This is a genomic window from Vibrio sp. KUL70 (assembly GCF_059725515.1).
On the sequence record NZ_AP045835.1, the window covers coordinates 796,875 to 823,730 of the forward strand.

The 26,856-nt window shown below is 45.3% G+C and carries 22 protein-coding genes; 6 read left to right on the plus strand and 16 right to left on the minus strand.

Annotated elements, in window-relative coordinates:
* Positions 1–5: 5 nt before the first annotated feature.
* The gene (locus AC6I7V_RS17615) at positions 6–908 is read right to left on the minus strand and encodes a homocysteine S-methyltransferase family protein (protein ID WP_498011741.1); all 903 of its coding nucleotides are present in this window, start codon (positions 906–908) and stop codon (positions 6–8) included.
* A gap of 129 nt (positions 909–1,037) precedes the next feature.
* Entirely contained in the window at positions 1,038–1,877 is an 840-nt protein-coding gene (locus AC6I7V_RS17620) for a DMT family transporter (RefSeq protein ID WP_255232811.1), read from the minus strand.
* Positions 1,878–2,356: 479 nt separating this feature from the next.
* On the opposite strand from AC6I7V_RS17620, the gene AC6I7V_RS17625 reads away from it, so the two are divergent.
* The 3 genes from AC6I7V_RS17625 (at position 2,357) to AC6I7V_RS17635 (ending at position 5,547) form a co-directional block, all read left to right on the plus strand.
* Positions 2,357–3,796 (plus strand): 6-phospho-beta-glucosidase, encoded by a 1,440-nt coding sequence (locus tag AC6I7V_RS17625; protein WP_498012363.1) that lies wholly within the window; start codon positions 2,357–2,359, stop codon positions 3,794–3,796.
* Positions 3,797–3,890: 94 nt separating this feature from the next.
* Entirely contained in the window at positions 3,891–4,886 is a 996-nt protein-coding gene (locus tag AC6I7V_RS17630) for a LacI family DNA-binding transcriptional regulator (protein ID WP_498011742.1), read from the plus strand.
* Between the two features lie 100 nt (positions 4,887–4,986).
* A complete protein-coding gene (locus AC6I7V_RS17635) occupies positions 4,987–5,547 on the plus strand; it encodes a sugar O-acetyltransferase (protein ID WP_498011743.1) in 561 nt (186 codons plus the stop codon).
* A 60-nt stretch (positions 5,548–5,607) separates the two neighbouring features.
* Here the strand turns inward: AC6I7V_RS17635 and AC6I7V_RS17640 are convergent, their stop codons facing one another.
* Complete coding sequence (locus AC6I7V_RS17640) at positions 5,608–6,795, minus strand: MFS transporter (protein WP_498011744.1); 1,188 nt, start codon at positions 6,793–6,795, stop codon at positions 5,608–5,610.
* A 166-nt stretch (positions 6,796–6,961) separates the two neighbouring features.
* Here AC6I7V_RS17640 and AC6I7V_RS17645 point away from each other — a divergent pair, with 166 nt between their 5' ends.
* A complete protein-coding gene (locus AC6I7V_RS17645) occupies positions 6,962–7,843 on the plus strand; it encodes a LysR substrate-binding domain-containing protein (protein ID WP_498011745.1) in 882 nt (293 codons plus the stop codon).
* A gap of 85 nt (positions 7,844–7,928) precedes the next feature.
* On the opposite strand, the gene AC6I7V_RS17650 is transcribed toward AC6I7V_RS17645, so the two are convergent.
* On the minus strand, positions 7,929–8,393 hold the full coding sequence (locus tag AC6I7V_RS17650; RefSeq protein ID WP_498011746.1) for an ASCH domain-containing protein: 465 nt from the start codon (positions 8,391–8,393) through the stop codon (positions 7,929–7,931).
* Between the two features lie 207 nt (positions 8,394–8,600).
* On the opposite strand from AC6I7V_RS17650, the gene AC6I7V_RS17655 reads away from it, so the two are divergent.
* Positions 8,601–10,133 (plus strand): phospholipase D family protein, encoded by a 1,533-nt coding sequence (locus AC6I7V_RS17655; RefSeq protein ID WP_498011747.1) that lies wholly within the window; start codon positions 8,601–8,603, stop codon positions 10,131–10,133.
* Positions 10,134–10,204: 71 nt separating this feature from the next.
* On the opposite strand, the gene AC6I7V_RS17660 is transcribed toward AC6I7V_RS17655, so the two are convergent.
* From AC6I7V_RS17660 to AC6I7V_RS17680, 5 genes are all read right to left on the minus strand, one after another.
* Positions 10,205–12,361, minus strand: a complete 2,157-nt coding sequence (locus tag AC6I7V_RS17660; RefSeq protein WP_498011748.1) for a TonB-dependent receptor — start codon at positions 12,359–12,361, stop codon at positions 10,205–10,207.
* 332 nt (positions 12,362–12,693) lie between these two features.
* On the minus strand, positions 12,694–13,650 hold the full coding sequence (locus AC6I7V_RS17665; protein ID WP_255232203.1) for a GntR family transcriptional regulator: 957 nt from the start codon (positions 13,648–13,650) through the stop codon (positions 12,694–12,696).
* A 210-nt stretch (positions 13,651–13,860) separates the two neighbouring features.
* Positions 13,861–15,858, minus strand: a complete 1,998-nt coding sequence (gene fhuB / locus AC6I7V_RS17670; RefSeq protein ID WP_498011749.1) for a Fe(3+)-hydroxamate ABC transporter permease FhuB — start codon at positions 15,856–15,858, stop codon at positions 13,861–13,863.
* Complete coding sequence (locus AC6I7V_RS17675) at positions 15,855–16,766, minus strand: iron-siderophore ABC transporter substrate-binding protein (protein WP_498011750.1); 912 nt, start codon at positions 16,764–16,766, stop codon at positions 15,855–15,857. The genes fhuB and AC6I7V_RS17675 overlap by 4 nt, the downstream gene beginning before the upstream one ends.
* A gap of 15 nt (positions 16,767–16,781) precedes the next feature.
* A complete protein-coding gene (locus AC6I7V_RS17680) occupies positions 16,782–17,549 on the minus strand; it encodes an ABC transporter ATP-binding protein (protein WP_498011751.1) in 768 nt (255 codons plus the stop codon).
* Between the two features lie 150 nt (positions 17,550–17,699).
* Between AC6I7V_RS17680 and AC6I7V_RS17685 the strand changes: the two genes are divergently transcribed.
* Positions 17,700–18,890 carry an MFS transporter gene (locus AC6I7V_RS17685; RefSeq protein WP_498011752.1) on the plus strand — a complete coding sequence of 397 codons (1,191 nt, stop codon included), beginning with the start codon at positions 17,700–17,702 and terminating at the stop codon, positions 18,888–18,890.
* A gap of 156 nt (positions 18,891–19,046) precedes the next feature.
* Here the strand turns inward: AC6I7V_RS17685 and glpD are convergent, their stop codons facing one another.
* From glpD to AC6I7V_RS17720, 7 genes are all read right to left on the minus strand, one after another.
* Complete coding sequence (gene glpD, locus AC6I7V_RS17690) at positions 19,047–20,606, minus strand: glycerol-3-phosphate dehydrogenase (RefSeq protein WP_498011753.1); 1,560 nt, start codon at positions 20,604–20,606, stop codon at positions 19,047–19,049.
* A 237-nt stretch (positions 20,607–20,843) separates the two neighbouring features.
* Entirely contained in the window at positions 20,844–21,629 is a 786-nt protein-coding gene (locus tag AC6I7V_RS17695; protein WP_372067361.1) for a DeoR/GlpR family transcriptional regulator, read from the minus strand.
* Between the two features lie 201 nt (positions 21,630–21,830).
* Positions 21,831–23,357 carry a glycerol kinase GlpK gene (glpK, locus tag AC6I7V_RS17700; protein ID WP_498011754.1) on the minus strand — a complete coding sequence of 509 codons (1,527 nt, stop codon included), beginning with the start codon at positions 23,355–23,357 and terminating at the stop codon, positions 21,831–21,833.
* A 59-nt stretch (positions 23,358–23,416) separates the two neighbouring features.
* Positions 23,417–24,271: an MIP/aquaporin family protein gene (locus AC6I7V_RS17705; RefSeq protein WP_255232194.1), complete on the minus strand. Its 855-nt coding sequence runs from the start codon at positions 24,269–24,271 to the stop codon at positions 23,417–23,419.
* 539 nt (positions 24,272–24,810) lie between these two features.
* Positions 24,811–25,866: an ACR3 family arsenite efflux transporter gene (gene arsB / locus AC6I7V_RS17710; RefSeq protein ID WP_255232193.1), complete on the minus strand. Its 1,056-nt coding sequence runs from the start codon at positions 25,864–25,866 to the stop codon at positions 24,811–24,813.
* Between the two features lie 130 nt (positions 25,867–25,996).
* Positions 25,997–26,335 (minus strand): ArsR/SmtB family transcription factor, encoded by a 339-nt coding sequence (locus tag AC6I7V_RS17715; RefSeq protein WP_032550585.1) that lies wholly within the window; start codon positions 26,333–26,335, stop codon positions 25,997–25,999.
* Positions 26,336–26,421: 86 nt separating this feature from the next.
* Positions 26,422–26,829 carry a glycine zipper family protein gene (locus AC6I7V_RS17720; RefSeq protein WP_498011755.1) on the minus strand — a complete coding sequence of 136 codons (408 nt, stop codon included), beginning with the start codon at positions 26,827–26,829 and terminating at the stop codon, positions 26,422–26,424.
* Between the last annotated feature and the right edge of the window lie 27 nt (positions 26,830–26,856).

Here is a 26,856-nt window from a genome sequence, read left to right on the forward strand (position 1 = left end):
CTAGCTTATTGGCCAGTCAGTGTTAACTTCCAATCGCTAAGTGCTTTAATGTGTTTCGGGCCAATACCACAACAACCGCCGATAATGGTTGCGCCTAGCTGATGCCAACGTTGCGCATAAACTAAATAGTCTGCAGGAGATAGCTCTCTTACACATTGAAGTGTATCGTTCGCCTCATGTTCGCTGTTGAACGGTGCAAAGTTATTTGCATATACACCAATCTCGATTGAGCTGTCTAACTTACTCAGTACCTGCTTAGTCTCTTTAATTGCTTGTTCCATCACCTCTGGAACTGAGCAGTTAAATAGCACAGCTGCTGCGCCGGACTGAGCCACAAGCCTGATAGCGTCGGTCACGGCTTGCCCTGATCGTAGCATTGCTGAAGAACCCGTCTCATCACTAAGGCTGAACGCGTAGTAGCAAGGTTTGTCTGACTCTTTCAATATATTATGAATAGCGCTGAACTCTTCTAAGCTGCATAACGTTTCGACTATCCATAGATCGACATACGGTGCTTGTGCATTGTACAAGGTTTGCACGATAGGTTTTGCTTGCTCAGCTTTGAATAGATCAGGTCGGTAGCTACCAAATGGTGGTGGGATAGCACCGGCAACTGTCACAGAGTGATTTGCAGATTTCGCGACTGAGTATGCCAGTTTTCCAGATAGCTCTGCGAGGTTAAAACCTTGCTCAGAAAAACGTTGCTCACCAAGGTGGAAGGGAACACATGCATAGCTGTTGGTGATGATCAGCTCAGCACCTGCATCGATAAAGTGTTGATGGGCTTGGGTGACAAATTGTGGAGCTTCGATAAGTGCTTGAGCGCTCCACAGTGGCTGTGAAAACGGAGCTCCAATCTCTTTGAGCTCTCTGCCCATACCACCGTCCAATATTGTGAGTCTGTTCAAAGTAATACCCATATCCGTGACAGAAAGACTAGCGACAACCATATCAGACGCGAAGGATTAAGACTACGTCGCTGTGATGTTCCACTTTAACTTTGAGTATCGCTCATGAGTGAACCGGATGACCTGAAATTACAAAGGTTGTTTGACTCTTCGTCTCTTCGCGGCTTGAAGCATAGTGTAGGGCGACAGACCCATCACTAACATGGTGCCTATGATGACAAATACTGAACCAAAGATAGTATTGATGCCGATGTGTTCATCGAGAAATAGGTGTCCCCACAAAATACCAAATACTGGCACCAAGAAGGTAACTGAAAGTGCAGGGGACGGACCCAGTTCATTCACTAGGTTGAAATAGAGTAGGTAGGCTAAGCCAGTACAGACTGCACCTAATAATATCACCGATGTGGCGATGGTTAAGTCGGGTGCTTCTCTTACAGGAATAAAGAAAACAAACGGCAGAACTAATAGCACCGAGGCCCACATGCTTCCGTGAGCATTGCTGAACGCCTCCACTTTTGGGGCTATTTTGGTGTAGTTAGAGGCGATGCCATAACTGAGTGCGGCACCCACAGCAGCTCCAATTGGTAAAATCGCTTCACGGCCAATGTTGATCGCATCCCACCCAACCAGAATCCCAACGCCTGCGACGCCAAGTCCAAGCCCTAAAATTAAGCGACTATCGAGTGGGGTCTTGGTCCAAATCGCTCCGATAATTGCTGCCCAAATGGGTGCTGTCGAGTTAAGAATCGACAATGTGGAGGCATTTAACGTTTGAGCTGCATAGGCAAATAGTAGAAAAGGCAGTGCCGTATTGAATAATCCAAGAATAAAGAAGTGTCGGGTATGCGCGGTAAACTTGAGGGTTTTCTTTAGATAAATCGAAACCAGCAATAGTGTTAATGCCGCAAAAAGTACGCGAGCTTCAATCAGCATCGCTGGGCCAAGGGGCGTCGCGGCTATCCGCATAAAAAGAAAGGAACCACCCCAAATAGAGGCGAGTATCAGTAGTTTAGCGAAGCTTAACATGGCTCATAACCTGACCGTTCAAAAAAGCGACTATGGAACAATTAGTTGCAATACACAAGACAATGTTACAAATATGTTGTCCAGTTCAACTTCAAGCTTGTCGACACTCATTTAGAGCAAGGCATATGAATCATTTTGTTGAAAAACTCGTACTCAGTTTCCGAGTTAAAATTCAGTTCGGTATGTCTTGCTATCTTAATTTTTTATTTTCCTCTCAATAAAACCTATTTTCTTTTATCTCAATAATATACAGAACACTTGGTTCTTAAATTCAATCATCCTGAATAAAAAAGGTCAAAAATTGGTTGTTGAAACCGATTTCAAAGTGTATCTTTTGGTTGTCTTGAAATCGGTTTCAGGGTTGTTTCGTGAAATTCTGGTTTCTGTTAGGTAAATGTTTTTTCTTAGTGAGTGATGGTATGAACAACGAGTTTCCAAACGATTTTTTATGGGGTGGTGCAGTTGCAGCACATCAATTAGAAGGCGGCTGGGATGCAAATGGCAAAGGTGTAAGTGTTGTCGATGTATTGACCGCTGGCGCACATGGTGTGCAGCGTAGAATCACCGATGGTGTGATTGATGGTGAAAACTACCCAAATCAAGTCGCTGTGGATTTCTACCATCGTTACAAAGAAGATATTAAGTTGTTTGCTGAGATGGGCTTTAAATGTTTCCGTACCAGTATTGCGTGGACGCGTATTTTCCCGAATGGCGATGAAGCGGAGCCGTGTGAAGCGGGTTTAAAGTTTTACGATGATCTGTTTGATGAACTATTGAAATACGATATTCAACCCGTCGTTACGTTAAGTCACTTTGAAATGCCTTACCATCTAGCCAAAGAATACGGTGGCTGGATGAACCGTAAAGTGATCGATTTCTTCGTTAAGTACTCAACCACGGTGATGGAGCGTTATCAGCATAAAGTGAAGAACTGGATGACGTTTAACGAGATCAATAACCAGATGAACACCTCGGCAGACATCTTCGGATGGTTATGTTCTGGCGTGAAGTTCCCACAGTGTGAAAAGCCACAAGAAGCCATGTATCAAGCAGTTCACCATCAGTTTGTTGCCAGTGCTTTAGTCGTTAAGAAAGGTCATGAAATAAACCCAGATCTACAGATCGGTGCAATGTGCGCGATGGTGCCTTTCTACCCTCGCTCTTCTAAGCCAGAAGATATCATGGTAGCGCAGCAAGCGATGCGCGATCGCTACTTTTTCTCTGATGTCATGGTTCGTGGTCACTACCCAAGTTACGCCAAGCATGATTGGGCATTGAAAGGCTTTAACATTGAAATGTTGCCTGAAGATGAGCAAACTTTGGCAGAAGGTAAAGTGGATTACCTTGGCTTTAGTTACTATATGTCGAATACTTTGGATTCGTCGTCTCACCAATCAACAGAAGAAGTCATGGACGGTGGCCATGAGAATTCGGTCGAAAACCCGTTCATTAAGTCCAGTGATTGGGGCTGGCCAATTGATCCAACGGGCCTGCGTTACTGCTTAGCCTCTCTTTACGAGCGTTATGAAGTGCCGTTGTTCATTGTTGAAAATGGTTTTGGTGCGGTCGATACCATTGAAGAAGATGGCAGTATTAATGATGACTACCGTATCGCTTACCTTGGTGATCACATCAAAGAGATGAAGAAAGCAGTAGTGATCGACGGCGTTGATCTTATTGGTTACACCCCTTGGGGTTGTATCGACTTGGTGTCGTTCACTACCGGTGAGATGAAAAAGCGCTATGGATTTATTTACGTAGACAAACATAATGATCAATCTGGAACACTAGAGCGTAAGCGCAAGAAGTCTTTCGAGTGGTACAAAGGCGTGATTGCATCAAACGGTGTCACTATTTAGAATGCCTGCAACTAAACGGCAGCGATCGCTGTCGTTTCACTAAGCAATACAATTAGTCGGCATAGGCCGGCTATTTTTATAGAAGGGTAAGTGAATGGTAACCATGCTTGACGTTGCAAACCGTGCAGGCGTCTCCAAATCGACGGTCTCGCGTGTGTTAAATGGCAAAAACATCGTAAGGCCAGAGGTTGCTAAGAAGGTCTTTGATGCGATTCAGGAAACAGGCTACAGACCAAACCTGGTAGCTCAGCAACTGGCGACCAAAAAGACCAATTTTATCGGTTTTGTTATTACTAATGACTTGTTCAACGGCCCTTACTTCTCCTCTCTGATGTATCATGCGGCTTCTTACAGTGAAAAATCTAATCATCAGTTGGTGATTACTGATGGAAAACACAGCGCGGAAGATGAAAGAAAGGCGATCAATTTCCTGCTTGATATTAAATGTGCGGGCATCATCATCTATCCGCAGTGTCTAGGTGAGAGCGAGATTGCTCAGATCATCGAGAGCACTGACACTCCCATTCTTGTGCTTAACCGTGAAATGCCATCTTCGCCTAAACATGCGATTACCACAGATCACTACCAAAGTGCTTGTGCGATGATGGAGCATGTTATTGAGCAAGGCCATCAGCAGATTGCTGTGATCCGAGGAAAAGCAGGGTCATCGACCGACGAACAGCGCTTCGCCGCATATCGCGATACTTTGTCGAAATACAAGATTGCTTACGACGAGTCGAGAGTCGCACAGGGTAACTGGACGATGGAGAGTGGTTATCGTGCCGCGAGAGCTTTAGTGGAAAATAGAGCAAATTTCACTGCGATCTTGTCTGAAAATGACGATATGGCGATTGGTGCGATTAAGGCGTTAACGGAGTTGGGGTACTCATTGCCGGGAGATATCTCTATTGTTGGTTTTGATAACAGCAAAGTCGGTGAGTTTTTAACGCCAAGCTTAACTTCTGTGAGCGTGCCACTTGAGCAAATGACTCAAAAGGCGATTCTGACCATCGTTGGTGAGTCGGAACAAGCAGATGCCATCAACGCCACTGGCAGCCTTGTTATTCGAGACTCAGTGTCCATCCGCTAAGGTCACCTAGTGTAATGGGAGAATGGCTAGAAAAATCGTGATTCAAATCCTTGTAGGTTAGAGGTCATCACTGAAAAGCGTTGGGAAAGCAGAGAAAATTATGAAGACAGAAAAACAGAAGATGTTGGCTGGAGAGCCTTACTTAACATGGGATGAAGAGCTGTACGCAGAGCGAATTGAGTGTCGCAAGGTTCTACAAAAGCTCAACAATAGCATCCCAGACAGTGATGAGTGGCGTTCTGCCATAGATACCTTGATCCCTGATTCTGAAGGCGCTTATTTAGAGCCACCATTTCGATGTGATTACGGCTCAAACATTAAGCTGGGTAAGAATTTCTACGCCAACTTTAACTGCGTCGTTTTAGATGTAGCAGAAGTGACGATTGGCGACAATGTGTTGTTCGCCCCTAATGTACAAGTGCTTACCGCAGGTCACCCATTGGATGTGAAGAGCCGTGTTGATGAAGGCGTTGAGTTCGGTACGCCAATCTCGATTGGTGACAATGCTTGGATTGGTGCTGGTGTGATCATTTGCCCGGGCGTGAACATTGGCAAGAACAGCGTGATCGGTGCGGGTAGTGTGGTAACCAAAGATATTCCAGACAATGTGGTCGCAGTCGGAAACCCATGTCGAGTTTTGAGAACGATTGATAACGACTAACAGCACCATCAAATAGACAAAGCCCGAACCTAGATTCGAGCTTTGTTTTTTCTATTTTAACTAGATGCTAGATGCAGCGATTTGCTGAGTCTGTTTCTTGTCTAATAGACCACTGTATCGAGTCAGTACTAGTGCAACTAAGACAATCACCGCGCCAATCCAAGGTGTGTTCATTAAGCCAGACTCTGCGACAATGATACCACCTCCCCAAGAACCAAGTGCGATGCCTACGTTGAAGGCTGCGATGTTCAAGCCTGATGCGACGTCTACTGCATCTGGCGTGTATTTCTCTGCGAGTTTAACCACGTAGACTTGTAAGCCTGGAACATTACCGAAGGCAAAAGCACCCCAAATCAAAATAGTAGCGACTGATGCGTAAGGGTTAACTGCCGTGAAGTTAAATACAACCAGGACCGCAGCTAGACCAGAAAAGATAACCGTCAGCGCTTTGATTGGCCCCATTTTGTCAGCCATCTTACCGCCCCAGATGTTACCTACCGCGACTGAAACACCGTAGACCAACATGATTAGGCTGATTGCACTTGAGTCGAAACCAGACACATTTTCTAGGATTGGAGCAAGGAAAGTAAATGCGGTAAATGTACCGCCATATCCCAGTGCTGTAATTGCATAAACCAGCAACAATCTTGGTTGAGTTAGAACTTTGAGTTGAGCAGAAAGCTTGGTTGCTGGTGGTTGTTTTAGATTGTTAGGCACCAATAACGCACTGCCGATCAGAGCAATTAAGCCCAGTAAAGCCACGATCAAAAAGGTTGCTTGCCAGCCAAATGTTTGACCAATATAAGTGCCCAGTGGTACGCCAGTCACGAGTGCTACAGTTAGACCAGTAAACATAATCGCGATCGCACTTGCGGCTTTCTCTTTGGCCACCAATCCCGTTGCGATGGTTGAGCCAATAGAGAAGAACACACCATGAGCCAAGCCCGTTAATATACGCGCGGCAATAAGAGTGTTGTAGCCAGGTGCTTGCCAAGCCAGCAAGTTACCCACCACAAATAGCGACATAATGGTGAGTAGTACCAGTTTTCGATTCCACTTACCGGTAAGTGCCGTCAGTACTGGTGCACCAACGGCAACGCCCAGTGCATAAAGGCTAACTAACAGGCCTGCAGAGGGAAGAGATACGTTGAGATCGGTTGCCATAGTTGGTATCAAGCCAACGATAACAAACTCGGTGGTTCCAATGGCAAAGGCGCTGAGCGTCAATGCAAGTAAAGCTAAAGGCATAATTATTTCTCTTAAAATGGGTAACACATAAAAGTGGGAGTCGGATGTGACTCGTTTCGTTGGCAGGGATTATGTGAGAAATTTCTTTTGCTAAAAACAGTGTGATTAACAAATTACTTTTGTTATAAATGCAATAGTTGTTTTGATTACTACTTAGGGGGAACGAGTGATAACACGTTCGGATGATTTAGAGATTATGCTCACTGTGGTCGATAGCGGCGGGTTTTCAGCGGCTGCGCAGGCGCTTGATATTCAAGTCGCGAGAGTCTCTCGAAGTATCAGTAAGATAGAGAGTCAGCTCGGTGTCTCCTTGTTCAATCGTACAACGCGACGCGTAGAGCTAACTGAAGAAGGCAGGCAGTTTGTAGACTCGATTCGATCCGGTTTAAGAATCATTCATGAGGCAGAAGAGGAGATTGTCTCGCGTGGTGAGCTTCCTAAAGGGCGGCTACGAGTAGACGCAGCCAGTCCGTTTGTATTTCATCAGCTCGTTCCGTTAGTCAATGAATTCAATAGTGCTTATCCAGATATTGAGCTTGAACTGACCTCAAATGAGGGGTTTGTTGACTTGATCGAAAAGCGAACTGACGTGGCAATACGAATTGGTCAGTTAACCGATTCGACGCTCCACGCTCGTCCTCTAGGTAAGAGCTTGCTCTATATGGTAGCTTCCCCTGAGTATCTCGCTAAGCGCGGAATTCCTCAAAAGTTTGAAGAGCTTTCTAGTCATCATACTGTTGGCTTTACTGGCGCTAAGGTGCTGAATCATTGGCCACTCCCAAACCAAAACTATGTTGAACCAACCATCACAGCCAGTAATGGAGAAACGGTGCGTCAGCTCGTTTTGGCAGGCAATGGTATTGCTTGTTTGTCTGGCTTTATGGTCCATCAAGACATTGCAGCAGGGCGACTCATCCCAATATTAGAGCAAGAGAAGTTGACCAATACAGGGCGTGAAGCCATCAATGCGGTATACTACAAATCTTCCTCTGTCTCTAAACGCATCTCTGCTTTTATTGATTTCATACAGCCAAGGTTGAGTTTGTAAAGTTGTACTTTTCAAAGGGCCGTTTAAAAATAGAGTTTAAGCGGGGGTATTAAACTTTTGATTTTTAATAAGATCGCGCTGATATTTATCGATGTATCACATGGAAACGCTCAAGAACCAACATCATATCCTCGCGCGGCTCAATATTGAGCTCAGCACACTCTTTGGAAAAGAAGTTCCAATGTGCTTCTCTCCACCATGCTAAAGACAGATCACCTTCACCTTCTGCTTGGGCAAATTCAGCGGTTACTTCGTTGTATGGGCACTGAGTGACGGTATCTATTTCTATAATGCATACAGGATTGCCGTGCCAATCGACCACTACTTGTAGATGACCAACCGTAGGCATCGGTTCTTCGCCAGACTCGTACCAGTAAGCCATGCTGCAAGTCGCCGTTTTCTTCCCTTGTTTGATAAGTTCAGCGCACAAATTGGCATTGTATTCGTCGCCGCAGAAGTAGTCAGAACTAAAAGAGTGGTACTTTGCGCGTGATTGTTCGGTGAGTGAATTGAGGAAACTGTCTAAGTAACGTTGCGATCTATCGTCCATGAGAGCCTAACTGTTTTGAAAGAGTGAATTGTACAATATCTGCCAAAAGAGTATCACAACTCGCCTTCGTCCAGCAGTGTCATGATTATTGCGCAGTTCGTGGGTAAAAGCGCAAAGTTTGATATATTTCATTAATAAGGACTTATAAACTTACCGCCCCGAAACCGTCAGGGTTTGTAGATCAACCACCATTAAGGAATGGAATTCATGCTTGCGCTTAAACGCATCAGTGTCTCTTTGTTACTCATTGCTACATTAGGTGGCTGCTCTTCGTTGCCAGAACAAGTTCATCATATTCAAGAATCGGTAGTCGCCCCTCAGCATGGCGCACTTTGGAATGTGAGCAATCAAAATCCAGCTCAATCTGACGAATTTGGCGACAGTGCGGTCCTGATTCAAGAGGCGGGTTGGGATGCTTTATCTCAGCGTTTGGCACTGGTTGAAGCTGCAGAATACACCTTAGATATTCAGTATTACATTTGGAACTCTGATGTCACGGGCGGCTATCTGGCTAGCCGACTGCTTGCCGCTGCCGAGCGCGGGGTAAAAGTTCGTGTGATGCTAGATGACATCAACTTGAATGAAAGAGAAGCGCTATTGAATGCGTTAGATGCGCACCCGAATGTCGAAATTCGAGTCTTTAACCCTACTCCTAGTCGTAGTGGCTTTTCTAAATGGTTCAGCTTCTTATCAGACTTCTCTCGTCTAAATCGACGCATGCATAACAAATCCTTCACAGTAGATGGCGTTTTCTCAATAGTCGGCGGACGCAATATCGGTGACGAGTACTTTGATTATTCCGATGAAATCAACTTCAGAGATCGAGATGTACTGGTCAAAGGTGATGTGGTCGGTGAGATCCAATCGAGCTTTGTTGAGTATTGGAATAGCGAATGGTCTTACCCTGTCTCTCTATTAAGTAAAGATAAAGTGCTAGATTTATCGTTATTGGAGGGACTTAGCACACCAAGCTACGTTAACTATCCATCGTTGCCGGAAGGAAAAGAGCAAGCAAATACGTTCCTTGAGCAACTAATGGAGGATATGGTCTGGGTAGATGCGCACTTTGTGTATGATCGCCCCATTCCTGTCGATTCAGGTGAAACCAACCAACCGAAAGAGACTGCTATGATCCTAGGAGAGCTCGCGCAGAAATCTCAACAAGAGATCTTATTGGAGTCGGCCTACTTGGTGTTTGATGATGGACAGCTTGAAGAGTGGCAGGTGCTTAACAAGCAAGGTGTTGAAATTAGAGCGTTGACCAACTCTATGGCGTCTAACGATCTAGTGACCAACCATTCGGCTTATGCGGGTCGTCGACAAGAGATGTTAGAGCACGGCATTGAATTGTTTGAGTTAAGGCCGGACTCAGCATTATGTGAAGCCTCAACGAAAGACGCGCAAAAATGTGCGCCGTATGTCGCTTACGGTCTGCATGCGAAATCCGTGGTATTTGACAAACGAATTGCCAGTATCGGATCGTTTAACTTCAACCTTCGTTCAACCTATTTGAATACCGAGTCTGTTTTGTTGATCGACAGTCCCGAAGTGGCAGGTGAACTGGCTTCGACAATCAGTGAGGCAATGAACATCGATAATAGCTGGCGACTCGATCTAGAAGATGGCAATGTGCGGTGGTATTCCAGTGACGAAAGCTGGAACTCCGAACCAGAAACGAGTCAATGGGAGCGTGCGCAATCTGGATTTTTGCAGTTGCTACCGATAGAGAAGTATCTGTAGAACGGTGGTAGCGGATACATTAATAAAGCAAAGGCTCCTTATTCGGAGCCTTTGTCATTTATGTGTGAGCCTTAGAACTTAACTTGGTAGTTCAAAGTGTAAGTACGGCCTCGGCCACGGTAGTCATAAGCGGCTGATTCATAGTGTGTTGCATAGAGAATCTGAGCACGTTGACCCCAAATGGTGGTGTAGTCTTTGTCGAGTAAGTTTTGGATACCAAAACCTAGGTTACCTACTGGCAGTTGGTAAGTACCAACAAGGTCGAAGACGGTGTAACCATTTAGCTCGTTCTTGCTGTCATCCTTGTAGTCAAACATGGTTTGGCTCTGAACTTTCAAAGCTAAGTCTTCTTCGTACCAACCCGCCCAAGCACTCGCTTTTGATGTGCTTGCTTCACCCGCTGATTGATCTTTCCAACCATCATCGCCTTTCACTTCTGAAACAACGTAGTGGCCCGATGCACCTAGCTGAATGTTTTCATGTACCCAGTAAGACGCAAGCGCCTCTAGACCATAAACACGTTTTTTGTCGTCGATCTCTTCGATCAGCAGTGTGTTTTTGTTGTACTTAACATTCTTGTCAGACTGAGAGTAGTAAGCCGCAGATTGCAAGCTTAGGTCGCCTGTGTCTAAGCGGTAGCCCAGTTCAAAGCTGTTGGTCTTGATGCCAGACATCTTAGAGTCATTCACATTAATGCTGTCATTCAGCGTCCAGTGATCGCCCACTAAGGTGTAGTTGCCTTGACCGTAGTATTTTGCCGGATCGGCTAAATCGAAACCTTGTGAGAAGTTGGCCCAAACTTGTGAATCACTGTTTAGATGATAAACCGTACCTAAGTTAAATAGACCTACACCGTAATCCGTCTCACCGCCAGGAACGGCATCTGCGCTGGTTCCGTTACCTGCTGCGATTTGCTTTTGCTGTTGGTAGCCAACGAAGTCGTCAATGGTGTTTTTCATGTATTGGTAACGGAAACCACCCTCTACAGACCAATCACTCGTGATGTCGAAACCAGCTTGAATAAAGCCCGCGATAGATGCAACTTCAACGCCCGGATAGCGTCCGACTTCAGCGAAAGTCTTGTTTATCAGGTTGCCTGAGTTGTTAGCAATCGTTGGGTCGTAAAGTGCTTGGTTGCTTTCAAGCGTATCTTGGTAAGCATCTACACCATAAACAATGTTGAAACGATTGAAGTTTTTCGCAAGCGCAGCTTTTATAGAGAGCACATCGGTGATCTGCTGACCAGAAGATTGGAAGTAAGGCGTATAAGTCTGGTCTTCTTTACGATATGACGCTTCGGCAATCAGCTGATGGCCGAGGAACTGTTCATCAATGTATGACGCACTGAGCATGATACGTTCGGTGCCATGTTCTCTATCAGAATCAAAACCTTTGCGAACATCCACGAAGTCACGCCCAACGATGTATAGACCATATGGAGAGTCTTGTTGGCTGTCGTAATACTGCGCTAGGAAGTTGAGCTTTTTCGTCTCAGAGACATTGACGCCAACGGTTGTTAGGAAGTCGATAGTCTTGTTGAATTGCAGAGAACCTTGAGAAATGTCTGGTGTAACAATATCGCCATCCGCGTCAAAGAAACCCTGAGTTTCAGTGTAGATAACTGACGAGCGTGCCTGCACGGTTTCGTTGCCGCCTGAGATCGATTGTCCAACTTTGTAGTCGAAATCTTCACCTGAGTTGAAGCCTGATGTACCACCAACAAAAGATTCAAACTCCAGCTCTTCGCCAGTCGCTTTTTTGGTGATGATATTGATCACACCGCCGGAAGCACCAGCACCATAGATTGATGTTGCGCCCGATAGTACTTCAATTCGTTCAATATTGAATGGGTCGATGGAGTCTAGGTGGCGGCTGATTTGACGTGAAGATAGCAATGATACGCCATCAATCATCACTAGCATTTTTCTACCACGCAAGTTTTGACCGTAGTTGGTACGGGCACCGCTGCTTACATCAAGCGATGGGATAGCACTAGCTAGAATTTCTCCTAACGACTTACCGCCACGGTACTCTTGCTCAATCTGCTGAGGTTCTATGTACCAAACAGTACCTGGAATATCGCTAATGGCTTTTGGGGTGCGACTCGATACAACAACCATTTTTTCGTCGGTGGAGTGTTCTTGAGCTTGGGCTGTGAATACGGAACTTACCGCCGCTACTGCTAGAGCGACTGTGGAAAGTTTGAAACTTCCTTTTTCGGTTTTCATTTTATTCTCTGCAATTATCAATGAAAGGCTGTACACATTCTTTAACGTGATGACTTTATTTTTATTGTCCTTATTGAGAATCAAGCGGTGGAGTCTAGAGCAAGCGTATACTTGCCCTTAAGTTTGATTCTAAATAAGAATCATTATTATTGTGTTTTTGTTGCGAAAAGACAATATGCAAATGCGATTTATTTTCAAATGCAAAAATAGGTAATGGGGTGATAGTTAGTCTTTATTCGTTTTGGTTTGTTTTAAGGTATTGAATTTAAATACTTATTGTGGTGGTTCTGTGACAGGGGTGAGGGCGGTACGTTGAGTGGCCACCCTGTTGATCAATGGTTTTTTAGAGCAATACTATTGATGATTTGCTCTCGTTGCTCTTGAGATACGTTCATCACATCTTGGTAGGTACGCTTCATGACGCGAACATCATTTTCAAGTAGCTCAGCGAGTTTCTCTGAAGCGGCTTGATTATTCCCATCTAAAACGAGTTCGATGATATCTAGACGTCGTTGACATGACCGGCTGACGGAAGATTGGATATGCATAGAGACTAAATCGGTCGCTTTACGCAGTCGATTTTGTTGTTGCATCATACCGAGTAAGAAGCGGTTTCCGGAGCTTGCTGCAAGAATTTCGTGGAAGTCTGCACTCAAGGTGAAAAGTTGGCTAGCAGTGATTGAATCAGGGTTTTTGATTGCTTGAACATGGCGTTCGCGACACTTTTCAAGTGCATCACGTTTGAGGTTCCACGTTGCTTCAAGTAGACCAGCTGGTTCAAAAATTAAACGACATCGGTAACTTTCGGTGTGCCTTTCAAGGGAATTGAGTACACCATCCAGTTGCCATTTGTAGCCAGGGCTGCGTCGGAATATGGTATCGTTTTCCAATAATCTGAGTACTGACTGCACTTCACCACGATTGGCATTATAGCGTTGCTGGAGCTCATTTTCTGAAAATGAATCGCTGATCTCGCCGAAAAAGATGTCCATGAGTAATCTTAGATAGAGCTGTTCTTGACGGGCTTGTTCTTGATTGTTTTGCTCGCCAGTTTTGATATCACATGCGTCGATCTGCAACACAAACCCCTTGTATGGAACAGATTTAGCAACACCTTGATCGGACAAATGCTTGAGTACGGCTCGCATCGGCGTTCTTGAAACCTCAAATTGCTGCGCAAGAGAGGATTCATTTAAACTGCTCCCTGCCACGGCGTTCTCCTCTTTGAGCCGCGTGACAACTTTGAAGAGTAAATCTCGTTGAAGGCGTGTGATTGCTGATGTGTCCATATCGTCCAAATTGTTCAGAGTATTGTTAAACCTGAGGTCGGTTGTTGCGCCTAAGGCAGGTGGTTGCGCTCATGGTAAACATAAACACGAGCGAATACCATAAATTGTGTTTTTGTTGCAGAAATACAAAGTCTTGTTTCGATAAGAAAAAAGCCCAGTGATTAATTGGTCACTGGGCTTTCTTAGCGAGTCTTGGTTAGTGAAATCGCGTTAGCGTCTCATCAGGTAGAGGAAGTAACCTCCACCAATCAAAGAGGCGAGTAGACCCGCCGGGAACTGCCACGGGAACCAGAGTGTTCGACCAATCCAATCGGCACAAACCATGATAACGGCGCCGAGTACGGCAGCGGTGAGCATTTGAGGCATGGCGCGATATTGGTGAAGTGAGCGGGCCATATGGGGAGCCAATAGACCGATGAAACTCAGTGGGCCGATTACAATCGTGCATAACGTGGTAAGTGCCGCGACAAGCAGCAACATCGCTAAGCGCATTAGGGTCGTGTTCATACCCAAGCTCGTTGTGGTGACTTCGCCTAGGTTGATGAGCTCTATCCAGCGATGCAGCGACAGTGACAATGAACCGATCACCAAAACGCCGATAGCAAGCAGAATGACATCACTCCATGCGACAAGGTAGGTGGAGCCAGATAACCAAGTCAGTAGCGCGGTGGCGTTCTCATTGCCAGAGCTCATAGCGATTCTAAGCAGCGCATCCAATCCGGCACTTAATGCAATACCTGTCAGTAAGGTTTGGGTTGGCGCAAAGTTGTGTTTGCGCCCCATCAACCAAACCACACCAGTGACCGATGCTGCGCCTATGGTTCCCAATAACATCTGCTGTTCACGCTCAATCGCACCACCCATCAAGGTACCGAGTACCAGTGCCAAAGCTGCGCCTGAGCTGATGCCGAGAACTTCCGGGCTAGCCATTGGGTTGCTTGATATACGCTGGATGATAGTACCAGCAAAGGCCAATCCAATACCGGCAAACAGTGCAACAAGTACCCTTGGTAAACGAAGTTCAAGCAGAGATGGACTTAACTCTAGGCTCCAACCGATTTGGTTTCGCCCGAGTGTGATTGAAACCGCACATACAACGACGAGTACCAACAGCATGACAACAAGCACCTTGCCTGTGGCAACATGTTTGAAATGTTCAATATGTTCACCGCGACTTTTCAGTTCGGAGTTCAGCTTAGTTCGTTGAAGGAGCCACAGTAGGAAAGGTGCGCCAATCAGAGCAGTCATGGCTCCAGTTGGCAGAAGTTCACCACCTACACCAGAAAAGGGTTGGATGATTAGATCGACGGTGAGCAAGATAGCCGAACCAATGAACCCACTGGTTATGATCTGTTTGGCAAGTGCTCGCACGCCGAGCATACGCGCGATGGCAGGTGCAACAATCCCAACAAAACCGATAATTCCTACTTCGCTTACAACCGCTGCGGTGATGAAAATCGCCAGTGACAAGCAAAGAAGTTTCACTTGTTTGATGTTAACGCCCAGTGATGTCGCGACATTATCGCCAAACTGAAGTGAGGCTAGAGGGCGTTGTAGCATCAGCAGCAGTAACGTAGGGAGGCAGATCAAAGGCAACAGAATCTGAGTACTGGTCCAGTCGTTCTGGTTGAGCACGCCTGCTCCCCAGACAAACAAACTAGTGAGTTTTTGCTCATGCAGCATGAGTAACATGGTATTCAACGAGCCCAAAAACAGGCTTACGACCATACCAGAAAGCACCATGTGCAGTGGTGAGTAACCACGAGTTGAGCTCAGCAAGAACACTAATCCGGTAGCTAAACATCCGCCGATGAAGGCGGGAATGAAGCTTGGAAAATTCAGACCTGCAGGCAAAAACAGAATACCCAGCACCATGCCCAATTCTGCGCCTGCTGCCACACCTAGAGTTGTCGGTGAAGCAATTGGGTTTCTCAGTACAAACTGCATTACACACCCCGCGACTGCAAGAGCAAATCCGCAGAGCAGGGCGACGGTGATTCTAGGCAGGTAAGTTAAATGAGTAATGATGTGTTGGTAGTTGGTGGGGTCATAGTCAAACAAGGTGTCCCAAATGAGGCCAACCCCTTGAGAGTATGGAGCGGTTATCTGAAGCAGTGAACCGATCACCAAAACAGCAGTGACGACTAGCCCTGCTGGTTTGATTCCAAATACACCAAATTTTGGCGGTGAAGCGTGAACTGAGATCATGGTTGTTGATTTAAAGGTTTGTTGGTCAATTGCGCGGTAATGTGATCGCTAAATCTTTGGGCTGCAATCAGTCCACCAAATGTCCAGATCGCGGGTAATTCGTAGACCGAGTCAGTACGAGTGAAAGCCATTGCTTGCCAAAGTGGAGAGCGAGTCAGTTGATTACGTTCGTCATCGGCCAGAGGGCCGAAAATTATAACGTTAGCCTTTTGGTGCTCTGCGAGTTTTTCAATCCCAGCGGTACTGAACCCCCACAGGTTGGTTTGTTCATTCCAGTCGTTTTTCAGGCCCATCGCATGGATAGTGTCTTGAGCCAATGAACCTTCACTATGAATTCGCAGCGTTTTGTCATTGATAAAACGTGTGAAAAGAAGTGGTTGAGTCGAATTACCTGCTGCGTGTACTTGCTCACCGTTTGCTGAAAGGCGCTGCTCGGTTTGGCTAATCACTTGCTGTGCTTGCTCTTCACGTTCAAACAGTTGTCCTAATGAGCGTGTGACCGATTTTGCTGAGTCTAGGGGGTGTTTCTTCTCGCTATAGATACTAAAAACCAATACCGGAGCGATTTTGTTAAGCGGTTCATAGGCTGCGGCCATGTGTTTGCTGATTAAAATGACATCAGGTTGAAGTTTGGTGAGTAGTTCTAGGTTCGGTTCTCTGCGAGATCCCACATCAACTGCCTGTTCGTTGAGTTGTGGTTCAACCACCCATTGTTTGTAACCCTCTGCATCGGCAATGCCTTCGAGATCGACACCTAAACTCAGAACGGTTTCAGATAGCGCCCAATCCAAAGCGACAACTTTGGTCGGTGTGGTTTCGAAGCTAGTGGTGCCCATCTCATGAGTCACGTCTAAGGCATGAGCATTGAGACTGAAAGTGCATACAAACAGAGTAAAGAATTTTTTCACAACACGTTCCTTTTTTTAGGGGATATAGCTGATCGGTTGGCCTGTTATTGGATGGCTGAATAGCGCGATCTCCATACCGTAGATCTTAGTGAGCGTCTCTGGGGTCATCATCTCTTGCGGAGAACCTGAGGCAATGACCTGACCAGAGTGCAATGCAATCAGATGGTCACTGAACTTAGCAGCCATGTTTACATCATGAAGTACCATGATGACTGTTAGATTTAGTGACTGATTAAGCTCGCGAATCAATGCTAAGAGCTCGTGCTGGTGGGCAACATCAAGCGCTGATGTGGGTTCATCAAGCAAGATGCATTGGCTTTGTTGAGCTAATAACATCGCGACCCAAGCGCGCTGTCTTTCGCCTCCCGACAGTGTGGCGACGAATCGATCGGAAAACGAGCTTAGTCCGACCTTCTCAATCGCGTCATCGACGATTGCGTAGTCATCTTTGCTGTAACGCCCAAATGCGCCTTTCCAAGGGTAACGACCAAAGCAAACCAACTCGCGAACTGTTACACCATCGGTGATCGGTGGATGCTGAGGTAGGTAAGCGACTTGATGGGCAAATTCAAGATGACTGAACGATGCAAGCGGCTTTTGATTAAAGGTAACTTGCCCTTGAGTAGGAGTATTTTGACGGCTTAATAACTTAATTAAAGTCGACTTCCCGCATCCATTATGGCCGAGTAATGTCGTGACTTTTTTAGGCTCAAAATTCAGGCTCGTAGGAGAAAGAATTGTCTTACCGTCGATTTCAAATGATGCATTGGTAAGCTGATACATAATGAAATATGAAGTTGAGTTATAGGTAAAGAGCCGTTAATGTTATCATAATGAAATTAAAATGATAATTATTCACATAATCAATAATAATAAATTCTGATCTGGCGTTTTTCATTTCGAGCTTATTCACTCTTATTACGCCCTTAAATTATGCTAGCAATTAATAATAAAACCTTTCACTTAATGTCAATTGGCCTCATTTCTGCGTTGATGGGAATAGGGCAAAATGGACTACTTGTATCTTTACCATTTTTGGTTGAACAGTCTGCTTTTGATCTGCCCACTTGGTCTGCGTTGATTGCGGTGGGCAGCTTGCTCTTTCTTCCATCAGCCCCATTTTGGGGACGATATAGTGATAAACACGGGCCGAATCGAGTGGTTATCCAAGCACTATCAGGGATGACCGTCAGTTTTCTGTTACTTGCACTCTTCTCTATGGTGAGTCTATCGGAGGGGATTAATGTATCGGTATGTTTTTTCGGGCTGATTATCGCAAGGGTTATTTATGGATGCACCGTATCTGGAATGGTACCTGCGAGTCAGCATTGGGCAATAATACTGTGCGGAGAACAACACAGACTAAAGGCGATAACAGCAGTCAGCATTGGATTAAGTAGTGGGCGATTATTGGGGCCTATTGTTTCTATTTTTGCACTCAAGTTGAATCCTTTTGCACCGTTATTTTTGATGGTTTTGTTGCCATTGGTTGCGCTTATTTTTGCGTTTTTCATGCCTATTCCAAAGGTAGAACCTTCTATTTTCAATAATAAGAAACGTGAATCTTGGTTACCTAATAAAAGCTTATCGCCATACCTCATTACTGGGCTGCTACTTTGTGCATCGGTCGCGTTATTGCAATACAGTTTATCGCCCTTGATCTATTCGTTTACGGAGTGGCCCTCTGAGAAACTAAGCGACGCGATCGGTATTTTATTGAGTATAAGTGCTGCAGTGACACTGTTTTCCCAGGTATGGATTGTGAAGAAAGAGAGGGTGACGCCTAGAATGATGTACTGGGTTGGCTCTATCGCCTTCTTGATTGGAATGTCGCTGTTCACCATTCCTCAGTTATTAACCTTTGGGTTGGCGATGGCTGTCACCTCTGTGGGCGCTGCCTTATTGGTGCCTGCTTATACTGCGTCAGCAACGGATAAGTGGAGTAGCTCGCCGGGGACGGTGGCTGGTTACATTTCTATGTCTCACACCATAGGTTATGGCGTTGCGGCGATGTTGGCATTCAGCGTTGTGATTAACCCACTGTACCCGATTTATCTTTGTATTGCTTTTTCTGCAGCGATTATCGTTTTGGCCTATTGGACAAGACGATCGAAGACGCAGTAATCCGATGGCAGCACGAATTTTCATTCACCTCATTATCGGTATTGAAATGATGATAATTAGCGGGTTGGAGAAAACACTCTTTAGGTTTTGTTGAAAATAAAAAAGCTTAGCCGGGGGAAGACTAAGCTTTTGGTTGTTCGAATTAGCTAGGTGCTATTAGCTCACTTGAGAAAAACTCACCACTTTTTGCTCAAGTGTCGTCTTTAAGTAGTCCGTGACCATTTGTTGCTCTTCTTCGCTCATGTATAAGCCAAGTTTGGTTCGGCGCCATAACATGTCTTCTGAAGTTTGAGACATCTCTTGTGTGATCAAGTAGTCGATTTCACGTTGATAAACACCATGCGCCTCCGACGAGAACTTCTTGCCAAGATCTTCTTCACAAGTAGCACCATCGAGTAGATCCCAGGTTTGCGTACCAAACTGCGTGATGTAGCGAAGCAGTAGACCTTTTGAAGCCCAAGGATACTTAGAGTTCATCATCTCAGCTAGCTGCTCACGACTGCAGCTAAAGTTACCGCCTGGTAGCGTATCGGTTGCAGTCCATGCTGGCCCCATATTAGGTAGGAATGGCTCTAGCTTTTTCAATGCAGCTTCACCAAGCTTGCGGTAAGTAGTGAGCTTGCCACCAAATACTGAAAGCAGTGGCGCTTGATCAAGTTCAGCATTAAGCTCTAGCGTGTAGTCACGCGTGATCGCCTGTGGTGAGTCAGACTCGTCATCACAAAGTGGTCTCACGCCGCTGTATGTCCAAACCACATCTTCGGTAGTTAGCTGCTGAACAAAGTGCTGGTTAACAATATCGATTAGGTAATCGACTTCATCATCTGAGATTGCAACTTCGCGAGGATCACCTTTGTATTCAACATCTGTTGTCCCGATGATCGAGAACTTGTCTAGATAAGGGATCATGAAGACGATTCGATTATCTTTGTTTTGAAGAATGTACGCTTGAGGCTCGTCGTGAATACGTGGCACAACAATGTGTGATCCCTTGATTAGGCGAATATTACGCGGTGATTCTTGTTCAAGACCATCATCAAAGAACTGTTTTACCCAAGGGCCAGCGGCGTTCACTAGGGCTTTGGCTTTGCGTTCAAATGTTTGATTTGTCATCACGTCGCGAATCGTTACTACCCATACGCCGCCTTCTCTGCGTGCTGCTTCTACGCGACAGTAGTTACGAGTTTCTGCGCCATTTTCTTTCGCGGCAAGCACATTCAATAGAACCATTCGAGCATCATCTACCCAGCAGTCTGAGTATTCGAACCCGACTTTCATTTCGGGTTTTAGTAGACCTGATTGCGCTAAGTTAACTGTCTTACTTGCTGGAAGTGTGGTTCGTTTACCCAAGTTATCGTAAAGGAATAGGCCACAGCGAATCATCCACGCTGGGCGCAAGAATGGGCGATGCGGTAAACGAAAACGCATTGGTCGCGCGATGTGTGGCGCTTTTCTTAACAGAACTTCACGTTCTGCTAGCGCTTCTGATACTAAACGAAACTCGTAGTGTTCTAGGTAACGCAAGCCACCGTGAATGAGTTTTGAACTTGCTGATGACGTTGCTGATGCGTAGTCGCTCGCTTCGTACAAGCCTACCGTTAGACCACGTCCTGCTGCATCGGCTGCGATACCTGCGCCATTAATTCCACCACCGATAACGATCAAATCTAAAGTGGAGGATGAACCATTATTTGTATTATGTTGTTGAGCACTCATGATTTTGACCTCTTGGTGAGCGAACGAGCATTTTTGAAACTCATTCAATCCTACTTTAACTTTCGTTTTTGGTCACTATTTATTTTCGTTTATGAGCGTTTAATGTGATTTGAACATAAAAAAACCTCTATTCGATATTGAATAGAGGTTTTTATTAACAATTGATTAAAGTATAGATTGGTTTTTTGCGTAAGCGAACATATCTGAGTGAAAATGATAGGTTCGCGAAATCAATGCCTATTCTGAAGGCGTTGAGCGTGTTTCAATTACTTCCAGTGGGATTTCAGCTTCTTTGAGAATAGTGTGGATCTCTTCTGGCGGCTGTTGGTTGGTGAAAACCATGTGTGCTTGGTTAATATTGCCTAATTTCACCATCGCGTTACGACCAAACTTTGAGTGGTCGACAGCAATGAAAATGCTACGACTATTCTCGATGATGGCCTGTTTTACTCGCACTTCATGGTAGTCAAAATCGAGCAGTGAGCCGTCGAAGTCAATGCCACTGATACCTAGGATACCGAAGTCTAAGCGGAACTGCTTCACGAAATCGAGCGTTGCTTCACCCATGATTCCACCATCTTTATTGCGCACTTCTCCGCCAGCGAGGATTACCTTGATTTCAGGGTTTGCCAGCAAGATGGTCGCGACATTGATGTTGTTTGTAACAACACGCAGCTGTTTGTGGTTTTTATTGAGGGCGCGGGCGACGGCTTCCGGTGTCGTTCCGATATCAATAAATAGAGTGGCGCCATCTGGAATGTGTTTGACTACCTCGTCAGCAATGACGTCTTTTTCATTGAAATTGAGTGTCTTACGCGTGTTGTAAGAGGTATTTTCAGAGCTTAAAGGGATAGTGGCACCACCGTGGTAGCGGCGGATTTTGTTGCTGTCTGCGAGCTCATTAAGGTCGCGTCGAATGGTTTGTGGGCTTACATCAAACTTCTCAACCAGTTCGTCTGTGCTGACGTATCCCTGTGTTTTCACCAGATCGACAATCTGCTGGTGCCTTGGTATCTGCTTCACTTACTGCTCCCATGTGCCTAGATCTCGCTCTAGAACACCAATTTCGAAAATATATACTCGCTCTATTGTGCGCGAATTGGCGCGATGTGAGAAGTTTCTATGCTGAGTTATCGGGGCTAAAACGCAAAAAGAGCACGACAGGCGTGCTCTTTTGAGTTTCGTTTGGTGATTTTGGTTAAATCACACCCGATTTATAACGAATTAATCTTCGTTTTCTTCATCATCATGAAGTTCAGACCATACTTGTGCACACTTGATTGCACGTTTCCAGCCTTTGTAGCGACGGTTACGTTTCTCTTCGTCATGGTGCGGTTCGAATGTACGATCAAGAACGGCTTTGTCTTGAAGCTCATCGATGCTGTCCCAGAAGCCAACGGCAAGGCCGGCAAGGTAAGCTGCACCTAGTGCTGTCACTTCGGTGACTTCAGGACGGTGAACTTCTGTATCCAGAACGTCAGATTGGAACTGCATTAAGAAGTTGTTCGCTACCGCGCCGCCATCAACACGTAGGTTTGCTAGCTTGATGCCAGAATCCGCTTGCATTGCGTCTAGTACGTCGCGAGTCTGGTAAGCGATGCCTTCTAGCGTCGCACGAATGATGTGGTTAGAGTTAACACCGCGAGTTAGACCTACAATAGTACCGCGAGCGTAAGCATCCCAGTATGGTGCGCCTAGACCAGTAAATGCAGGAACAACGTAAACACCGTTCGATGTATCTACTTTTGTTGCGAAGTACTCAGAGTCTTTCGCATCAGCCAGTAGCTTCATTTCGTCACGTAGCCATTGAATTGATGCGCCACCCATGAATACCGCACCTTCTAGTGCGTAAGCAGGTTCGCCTTTCGGACCACATGCAAGTGTCGTTAGTAGGCCGTTTTTCGATGTTACTTTCTCTTGGCCTGTGTTCATCAGAAGGAAACAACCCGTGCCGTAAGTGTTCTTCGCTTGACCCGCTTCAACACACATTTGGCCGTATAGTGCCGCTTGTTGGTCACCCGCGATACCTGCGATTGGGATACGAGTACCGCCTTTACCACCTAAGTTAGTTTGACCATAAACCTCAGAAGAGCGTTTCACTTCAGGCATCATTGATGCTGGGATACCCATCTCATCTAGTAGTTTTCCGTCCCAACATAGGTCGTTGATGTTGAACAACATAGTACGTGATGCGTTAGTGTAATCAGTGACGTGAACACGGCCTTGAGTCATCTTCCACACTAGCCATGTATCAACAGTACCGAACAGTAGCTTGCCCGCTTCAGCGTCTTCGCGAGCGCCTTCAACGTTGTCTAGAATCCATTTAACTTTGGTACCTGAGAAGTACGGGTCAAGGACTAAACCTGTATTGTCACGTACGTAATCCTCTAGGCCACGTGCTTTTAGCTCTTCACAGATATCAGCAGTACGACGACATTGCCATACAATCGCGTTGTAAACTGGTTTACCGGTTTCTTTGTTCCAAACAATCGTTGTTTCACGTTGGTTGGTGATACCGATACCAGCTAGTTCGTCACTGCGGATGCCTGCTTTCGCTAGTGCTTCAACCAGAGTGGAACTTTGTGTTGCCCAAATCTCCATTGGATCGTGCTCTACCCAGCCTGCTTTTGGATAGATTTGAGTAAACTCTCGTTGAGAAGAGCTAACAATGTTCGCATCATGGTCGAGGATAACAGCGCGAGAGCTGGTTGTGCCTTGGTCTAGCGCCACAATGTATTTTTGCTCGGTCATGGTAAGAATCCTTTTTATTTCGTTATCTATATTTTAGTAAATGTTGGAAGGCTTAGGGATTAAGCACGAGCTTGTTCAGCTTCTTCTTCTGTTTCACATTGATTTGGGATAGTACAACCTTGGCCCGTTGCAGGTAGGTATGCAGAAATGGCTTTCGGATATAACCAACCACCAAAACACGCGCCAGCAATAGGAGCCAGAATTGGAACAATAAAGTAAGGGATGTCACGAGCACCGCTCAGTGCGTAGTCCCAACCTGCAAAGTAAGCGAATAGCTTAGGACCGAAGTCACGTGCTGGGTTCATCGCGAAACCTGTTAGTGGACCTAAAGAGCCACCAATCACAGCAATCAGAATACCGATAAGCAGTGGGTTCATTGCACCGCGAGACGCGCCGTTGTTTTCATCGCCAAGCGCAAGAATGGCAAACATTAGAACAGCGGTAATCACAAATTCCACAGCAAAAGCGCCAAAGAAAGAGAGGGAAGCGTGTGGGTAAGTTGAGAAAATACCAGCTGTTGCAAGAGCGTCTTGGCTGCTACGTACGAAGTTATTTGCGATTTCGTAGTCAGTAAACAAGTTGCTGTATAGCGTGTATACCAGCGCTGCTGAGCAAAATGCACCAAGTAGTTGAGAGATGATGTAAGGCACAACCTTCGCCTTATCAAATCCGTGGAACATAGCCAGTGCGATAGTAACCGCAGGGTTAATGTGTGCACCAGATACGCCAGCAGTACAGTAAATTGCGATGGTCACGCCGAAGCCCCATACAATACTGATTTCCCATTGGCCAAATGCTGCGCCAGTTAGTACGAGTGCAGCTACACAGCCTACACCGAAGAAAATAAGTAGTCCTGTCCCTATAAATTCTGCTAAGCATTCGCCGAATAGAGAGGGGTGTTTTTTTATTGTCATTGTTCGAGTCCTTGTTAGTTTGCTTGTCTAGCACGTGTATTGTGCATATATTTGCGAACCCGAAAACAAACGAACATTAAAAATGAGCGTTTGAGCATATATTTGTTAATAGAACGAGATTTTATTGTTAATTAGCGCAACTTTGATCACAAATGAAGCTCATATGAAAGAAGGATGGTTATTTCGATGATTGTTTCGATAACAGTTTCGAATGTTCACTTTGCGGTAAAGCTACTCGTATGAGCGGTAATGCACAACTGGTACGACAAGCTGAGAGTTTGATTTTGTGACGTTACTGCCTTGATGACCGAAATATAATCAAACGCCTGTTTAAATTGCACCCAAGGTTACCCTGGTAATGAACAGAATGTACTAAATGTCGTGCAGCCCAGTCCTAAATATAGTTAGAGCGTTGTTTGAAGAGCCTGCTAGATTAAATGTCTGTGCAGCTGTTGAATGATGTTCGGAAATTAAAAAGGCTCATACCTTTCGGAATGAGCCTTTGGTTTCTGTATCAACAGTGGTTGTATACGCTCACACTAGTTAAGCGTTTTTACTGTTTGACCTGAGTAATACTTGTCTTTCATTTTCAGAGCGACGTTTACTAGGTAAATCAGAACGGGCACTTCGATTAGTGGGCCAATAACGCCTGCGAATGCTTGGTCAGAGTTAATGCCGAACACCGCGATAGAGACTGCGATCGCCAATTCAAAGTTATTACCCGTTGCTGTGAAAGCGATCGATGCGTTCTTGTCGTAATCGATGCCCATCTTTTTACCGATAAAGAAGCTGATAAAGAACATCACAGTGAAGTAAATTGTCAGCGGAATCGCGATTAACAGGACATCCATTGGCAGTTCAACAATCATCTCACCTTTCAGGCTGAACATCAGAACAATGGTTGCTAGTAGTGCAATCAAAGTCATTGGAGAAATGCGTGGAATGAACACCTCTGTGTACCACTGTTCACCTTTCATCGAAACCAAGATCTTACGGCTTAGGAAACCTGCTAAGAACGGGATACCCAAGTAGATCAGTACACTATGGGCGATATCAATCATAGAGATATCAACCATCATACCTTCGTAACCAAACACAGGTGGCAACACGCTGATGAATAGCCAAGCCATAAAGCTGTAGCTCACAACTTGGAAAGCGCTGTTGAGAGCAACCAAAGCCGCACCGTACTCTTTGTTACCGCCACCGATGTCATTCCAAACCAACACCATTGCTACACAGCGAGCAAGGCCGATTAGGATAACGCCAACCATGTAACCTGGGTGGTCACCCAAGAATGTAATTGCGAGAACAAACATCAAGATTGGACCAACAATCCAGTTCATGATGAGTGACAGTTTGATCGCTTGTTTATCTTTAACCACTGTACCCAATAGGCTGTAGTTTACCTTAGCCAGTGGCGGATACATCATTAGGATCAGACCAATGGCCAATGGAATATTGGTGCTGCCTACTGACATCGATTCGTTCCACTGTTCAATTTGTGGAAACATAATACCCAGAAGGACACCCAGTCCCATGGCGATGAAGATCCAGAGTGTTAAGTAGCGATCTAGAAAACTCAACTTCGGTTTCATACAATTCTCTCTATTTTATCGATAATCGTCGAAAGACGATTAATTGAGGCAAAAAAACACACTAATGGGAACAGGCTATATTTCGGTCTGTCGCTTAGTGTGATCGTTGTTTTCTAGCCAATAATGGCTGTTACTTCAATATGTTATTAAAGATAGATTCAAAGCGCTGAATATTGTCGCGGTCAATGCGGTAACACATCTTTGGTGGGATGGATTCCGCTGTAATAAAACCACTGGCTTTCAGAATTCTTAGGTGTTCAGAAACCGTCGATTGAGCCAGACCCAATTCGCTAACCAAGTCACTATTCAAACAACCACCGGCCTTCTCTAAAGCAGAGAGAATACTCAAAATACGTATTCTTGCAGGATGAGCAAGTGCTTTGGCTAGGGCTGCCATCTCTTGTTCCGCTTCACTGTTACCAGGTGGTAGCGTACCGCAGTTACCCTTTGCTTCGCATTGTGCTGTCATGGTGATGTTTCGCTTACTACTAATCGTTAAAAGACGATTAATAGTAAGCATGTTTATTGTATCAGTCAACGTGAAATTATTTTTGCTTAATTTAGGACTGTATAGCCTCTATTTATCATGCAATTGCGATTAACTTGAAATTTTTGCTGCTCTGATAGCTCGGCAGAGTGTCTCTTTTGTGCACCATGTTTTAAAGCGCCGCTGATAATACCGATTCCTGCACCTATTTTCGCACCATCGTGTCCGCTGCCCCCCGAAACGGCTCCACCAACAGCACCAAGAGCAGCTCCTTTCGTTGTTGAACCAACAATGTCTTTTCCAAGAGAATCAACTTCCTCAGGCTTGATTTGTTGAGCATATTGTTCACATTCATATAGGTCAGCATGATATTGTGTTTCATCGATGCCTTTAGTATCAACAATAATTTGATTGGCAAATGCTGCACTCGATATTGTCAGTAAGACTGCAGTGCAGAGAGTGTGTCTTATTTTCATAGTGAATACCTCTGGAGAGTTTGTTGT

What these genes read in the sequence shown, in the direction of transcription:
- AC6I7V_RS17620 (WP_255232811.1), bottom strand. Translation starts at nt 1,877, where the DNA reads ATGCGGATAGCCGCGACGCCCCTTGGCCCAGCGATGCTGATTGAAGCT.
- AC6I7V_RS17625 (WP_498012363.1), top strand. Translation starts at nt 2,357, where the DNA reads ATGAACAACGAGTTTCCAAACGATTTTTTATGGGGTGGTGCAGTTGCA.
- AC6I7V_RS17630 (WP_498011742.1), top strand. Translation starts at nt 3,891, where the DNA reads ATGGTAACCATGCTTGACGTTGCAAACCGTGCAGGCGTCTCCAAATCG.
- AC6I7V_RS17635 (WP_498011743.1), top strand. Translation starts at nt 4,987, where the DNA reads ATGAAGACAGAAAAACAGAAGATGTTGGCTGGAGAGCCTTACTTAACA.
- AC6I7V_RS17640 (WP_498011744.1), bottom strand. Translation starts at nt 6,795, where the DNA reads ATGCCTTTAGCTTTACTTGCATTGACGCTCAGCGCCTTTGCCATTGGA.
- AC6I7V_RS17650 (WP_498011746.1), bottom strand. Translation starts at nt 8,393, where the DNA reads ATGGACGATAGATCGCAACGTTACTTAGACAGTTTCCTCAATTCACTC.
- AC6I7V_RS17655 (WP_498011747.1), top strand. Translation starts at nt 8,601, where the DNA reads ATGCTTGCGCTTAAACGCATCAGTGTCTCTTTGTTACTCATTGCTACA.
- AC6I7V_RS17660 (WP_498011748.1), bottom strand. Translation starts at nt 12,361, where the DNA reads ATGAAAACCGAAAAAGGAAGTTTCAAACTTTCCACAGTCGCTCTAGCA.
- AC6I7V_RS17665 (WP_255232203.1), bottom strand. Translation starts at nt 13,650, where the DNA reads ATGGACACATCAGCAATCACACGCCTTCAACGAGATTTACTCTTCAAA.
- fhuB (WP_498011749.1), bottom strand. Translation starts at nt 15,858, where the DNA reads ATGATCTCAGTTCACGCTTCACCGCCAAAATTTGGTGTATTTGGAATC.
- AC6I7V_RS17680 (WP_498011751.1), bottom strand. Translation starts at nt 17,549, where the DNA reads ATGTATCAGCTTACCAATGCATCATTTGAAATCGACGGTAAGACAATT.
- AC6I7V_RS17685 (WP_498011752.1), top strand. Translation starts at nt 17,700, where the DNA reads ATGCTAGCAATTAATAATAAAACCTTTCACTTAATGTCAATTGGCCTC.
- glpD (WP_498011753.1), bottom strand. Translation starts at nt 20,606, where the DNA reads ATGAGTGCTCAACAACATAATACAAATAATGGTTCATCCTCCACTTTA.
- glpK (WP_498011754.1), bottom strand. Translation starts at nt 23,357, where the DNA reads ATGACCGAGCAAAAATACATTGTGGCGCTAGACCAAGGCACAACCAGC.
- AC6I7V_RS17705 (WP_255232194.1), bottom strand. Translation starts at nt 24,271, where the DNA reads ATGACAATAAAAAAACACCCCTCTCTATTCGGCGAATGCTTAGCAGAA.
- arsB (WP_255232193.1), bottom strand. Translation starts at nt 25,866, where the DNA reads ATGAAACCGAAGTTGAGTTTTCTAGATCGCTACTTAACACTCTGGATC.
- AC6I7V_RS17715 (WP_032550585.1), bottom strand. Translation starts at nt 26,335, where the DNA reads ATGACAGCACAATGCGAAGCAAAGGGTAACTGCGGTACGCTACCACCT.
- AC6I7V_RS17720 (WP_498011755.1), bottom strand. Translation starts at nt 26,829, where the DNA reads ATGAAAATAAGACACACTCTCTGCACTGCAGTCTTACTGACAATATCG.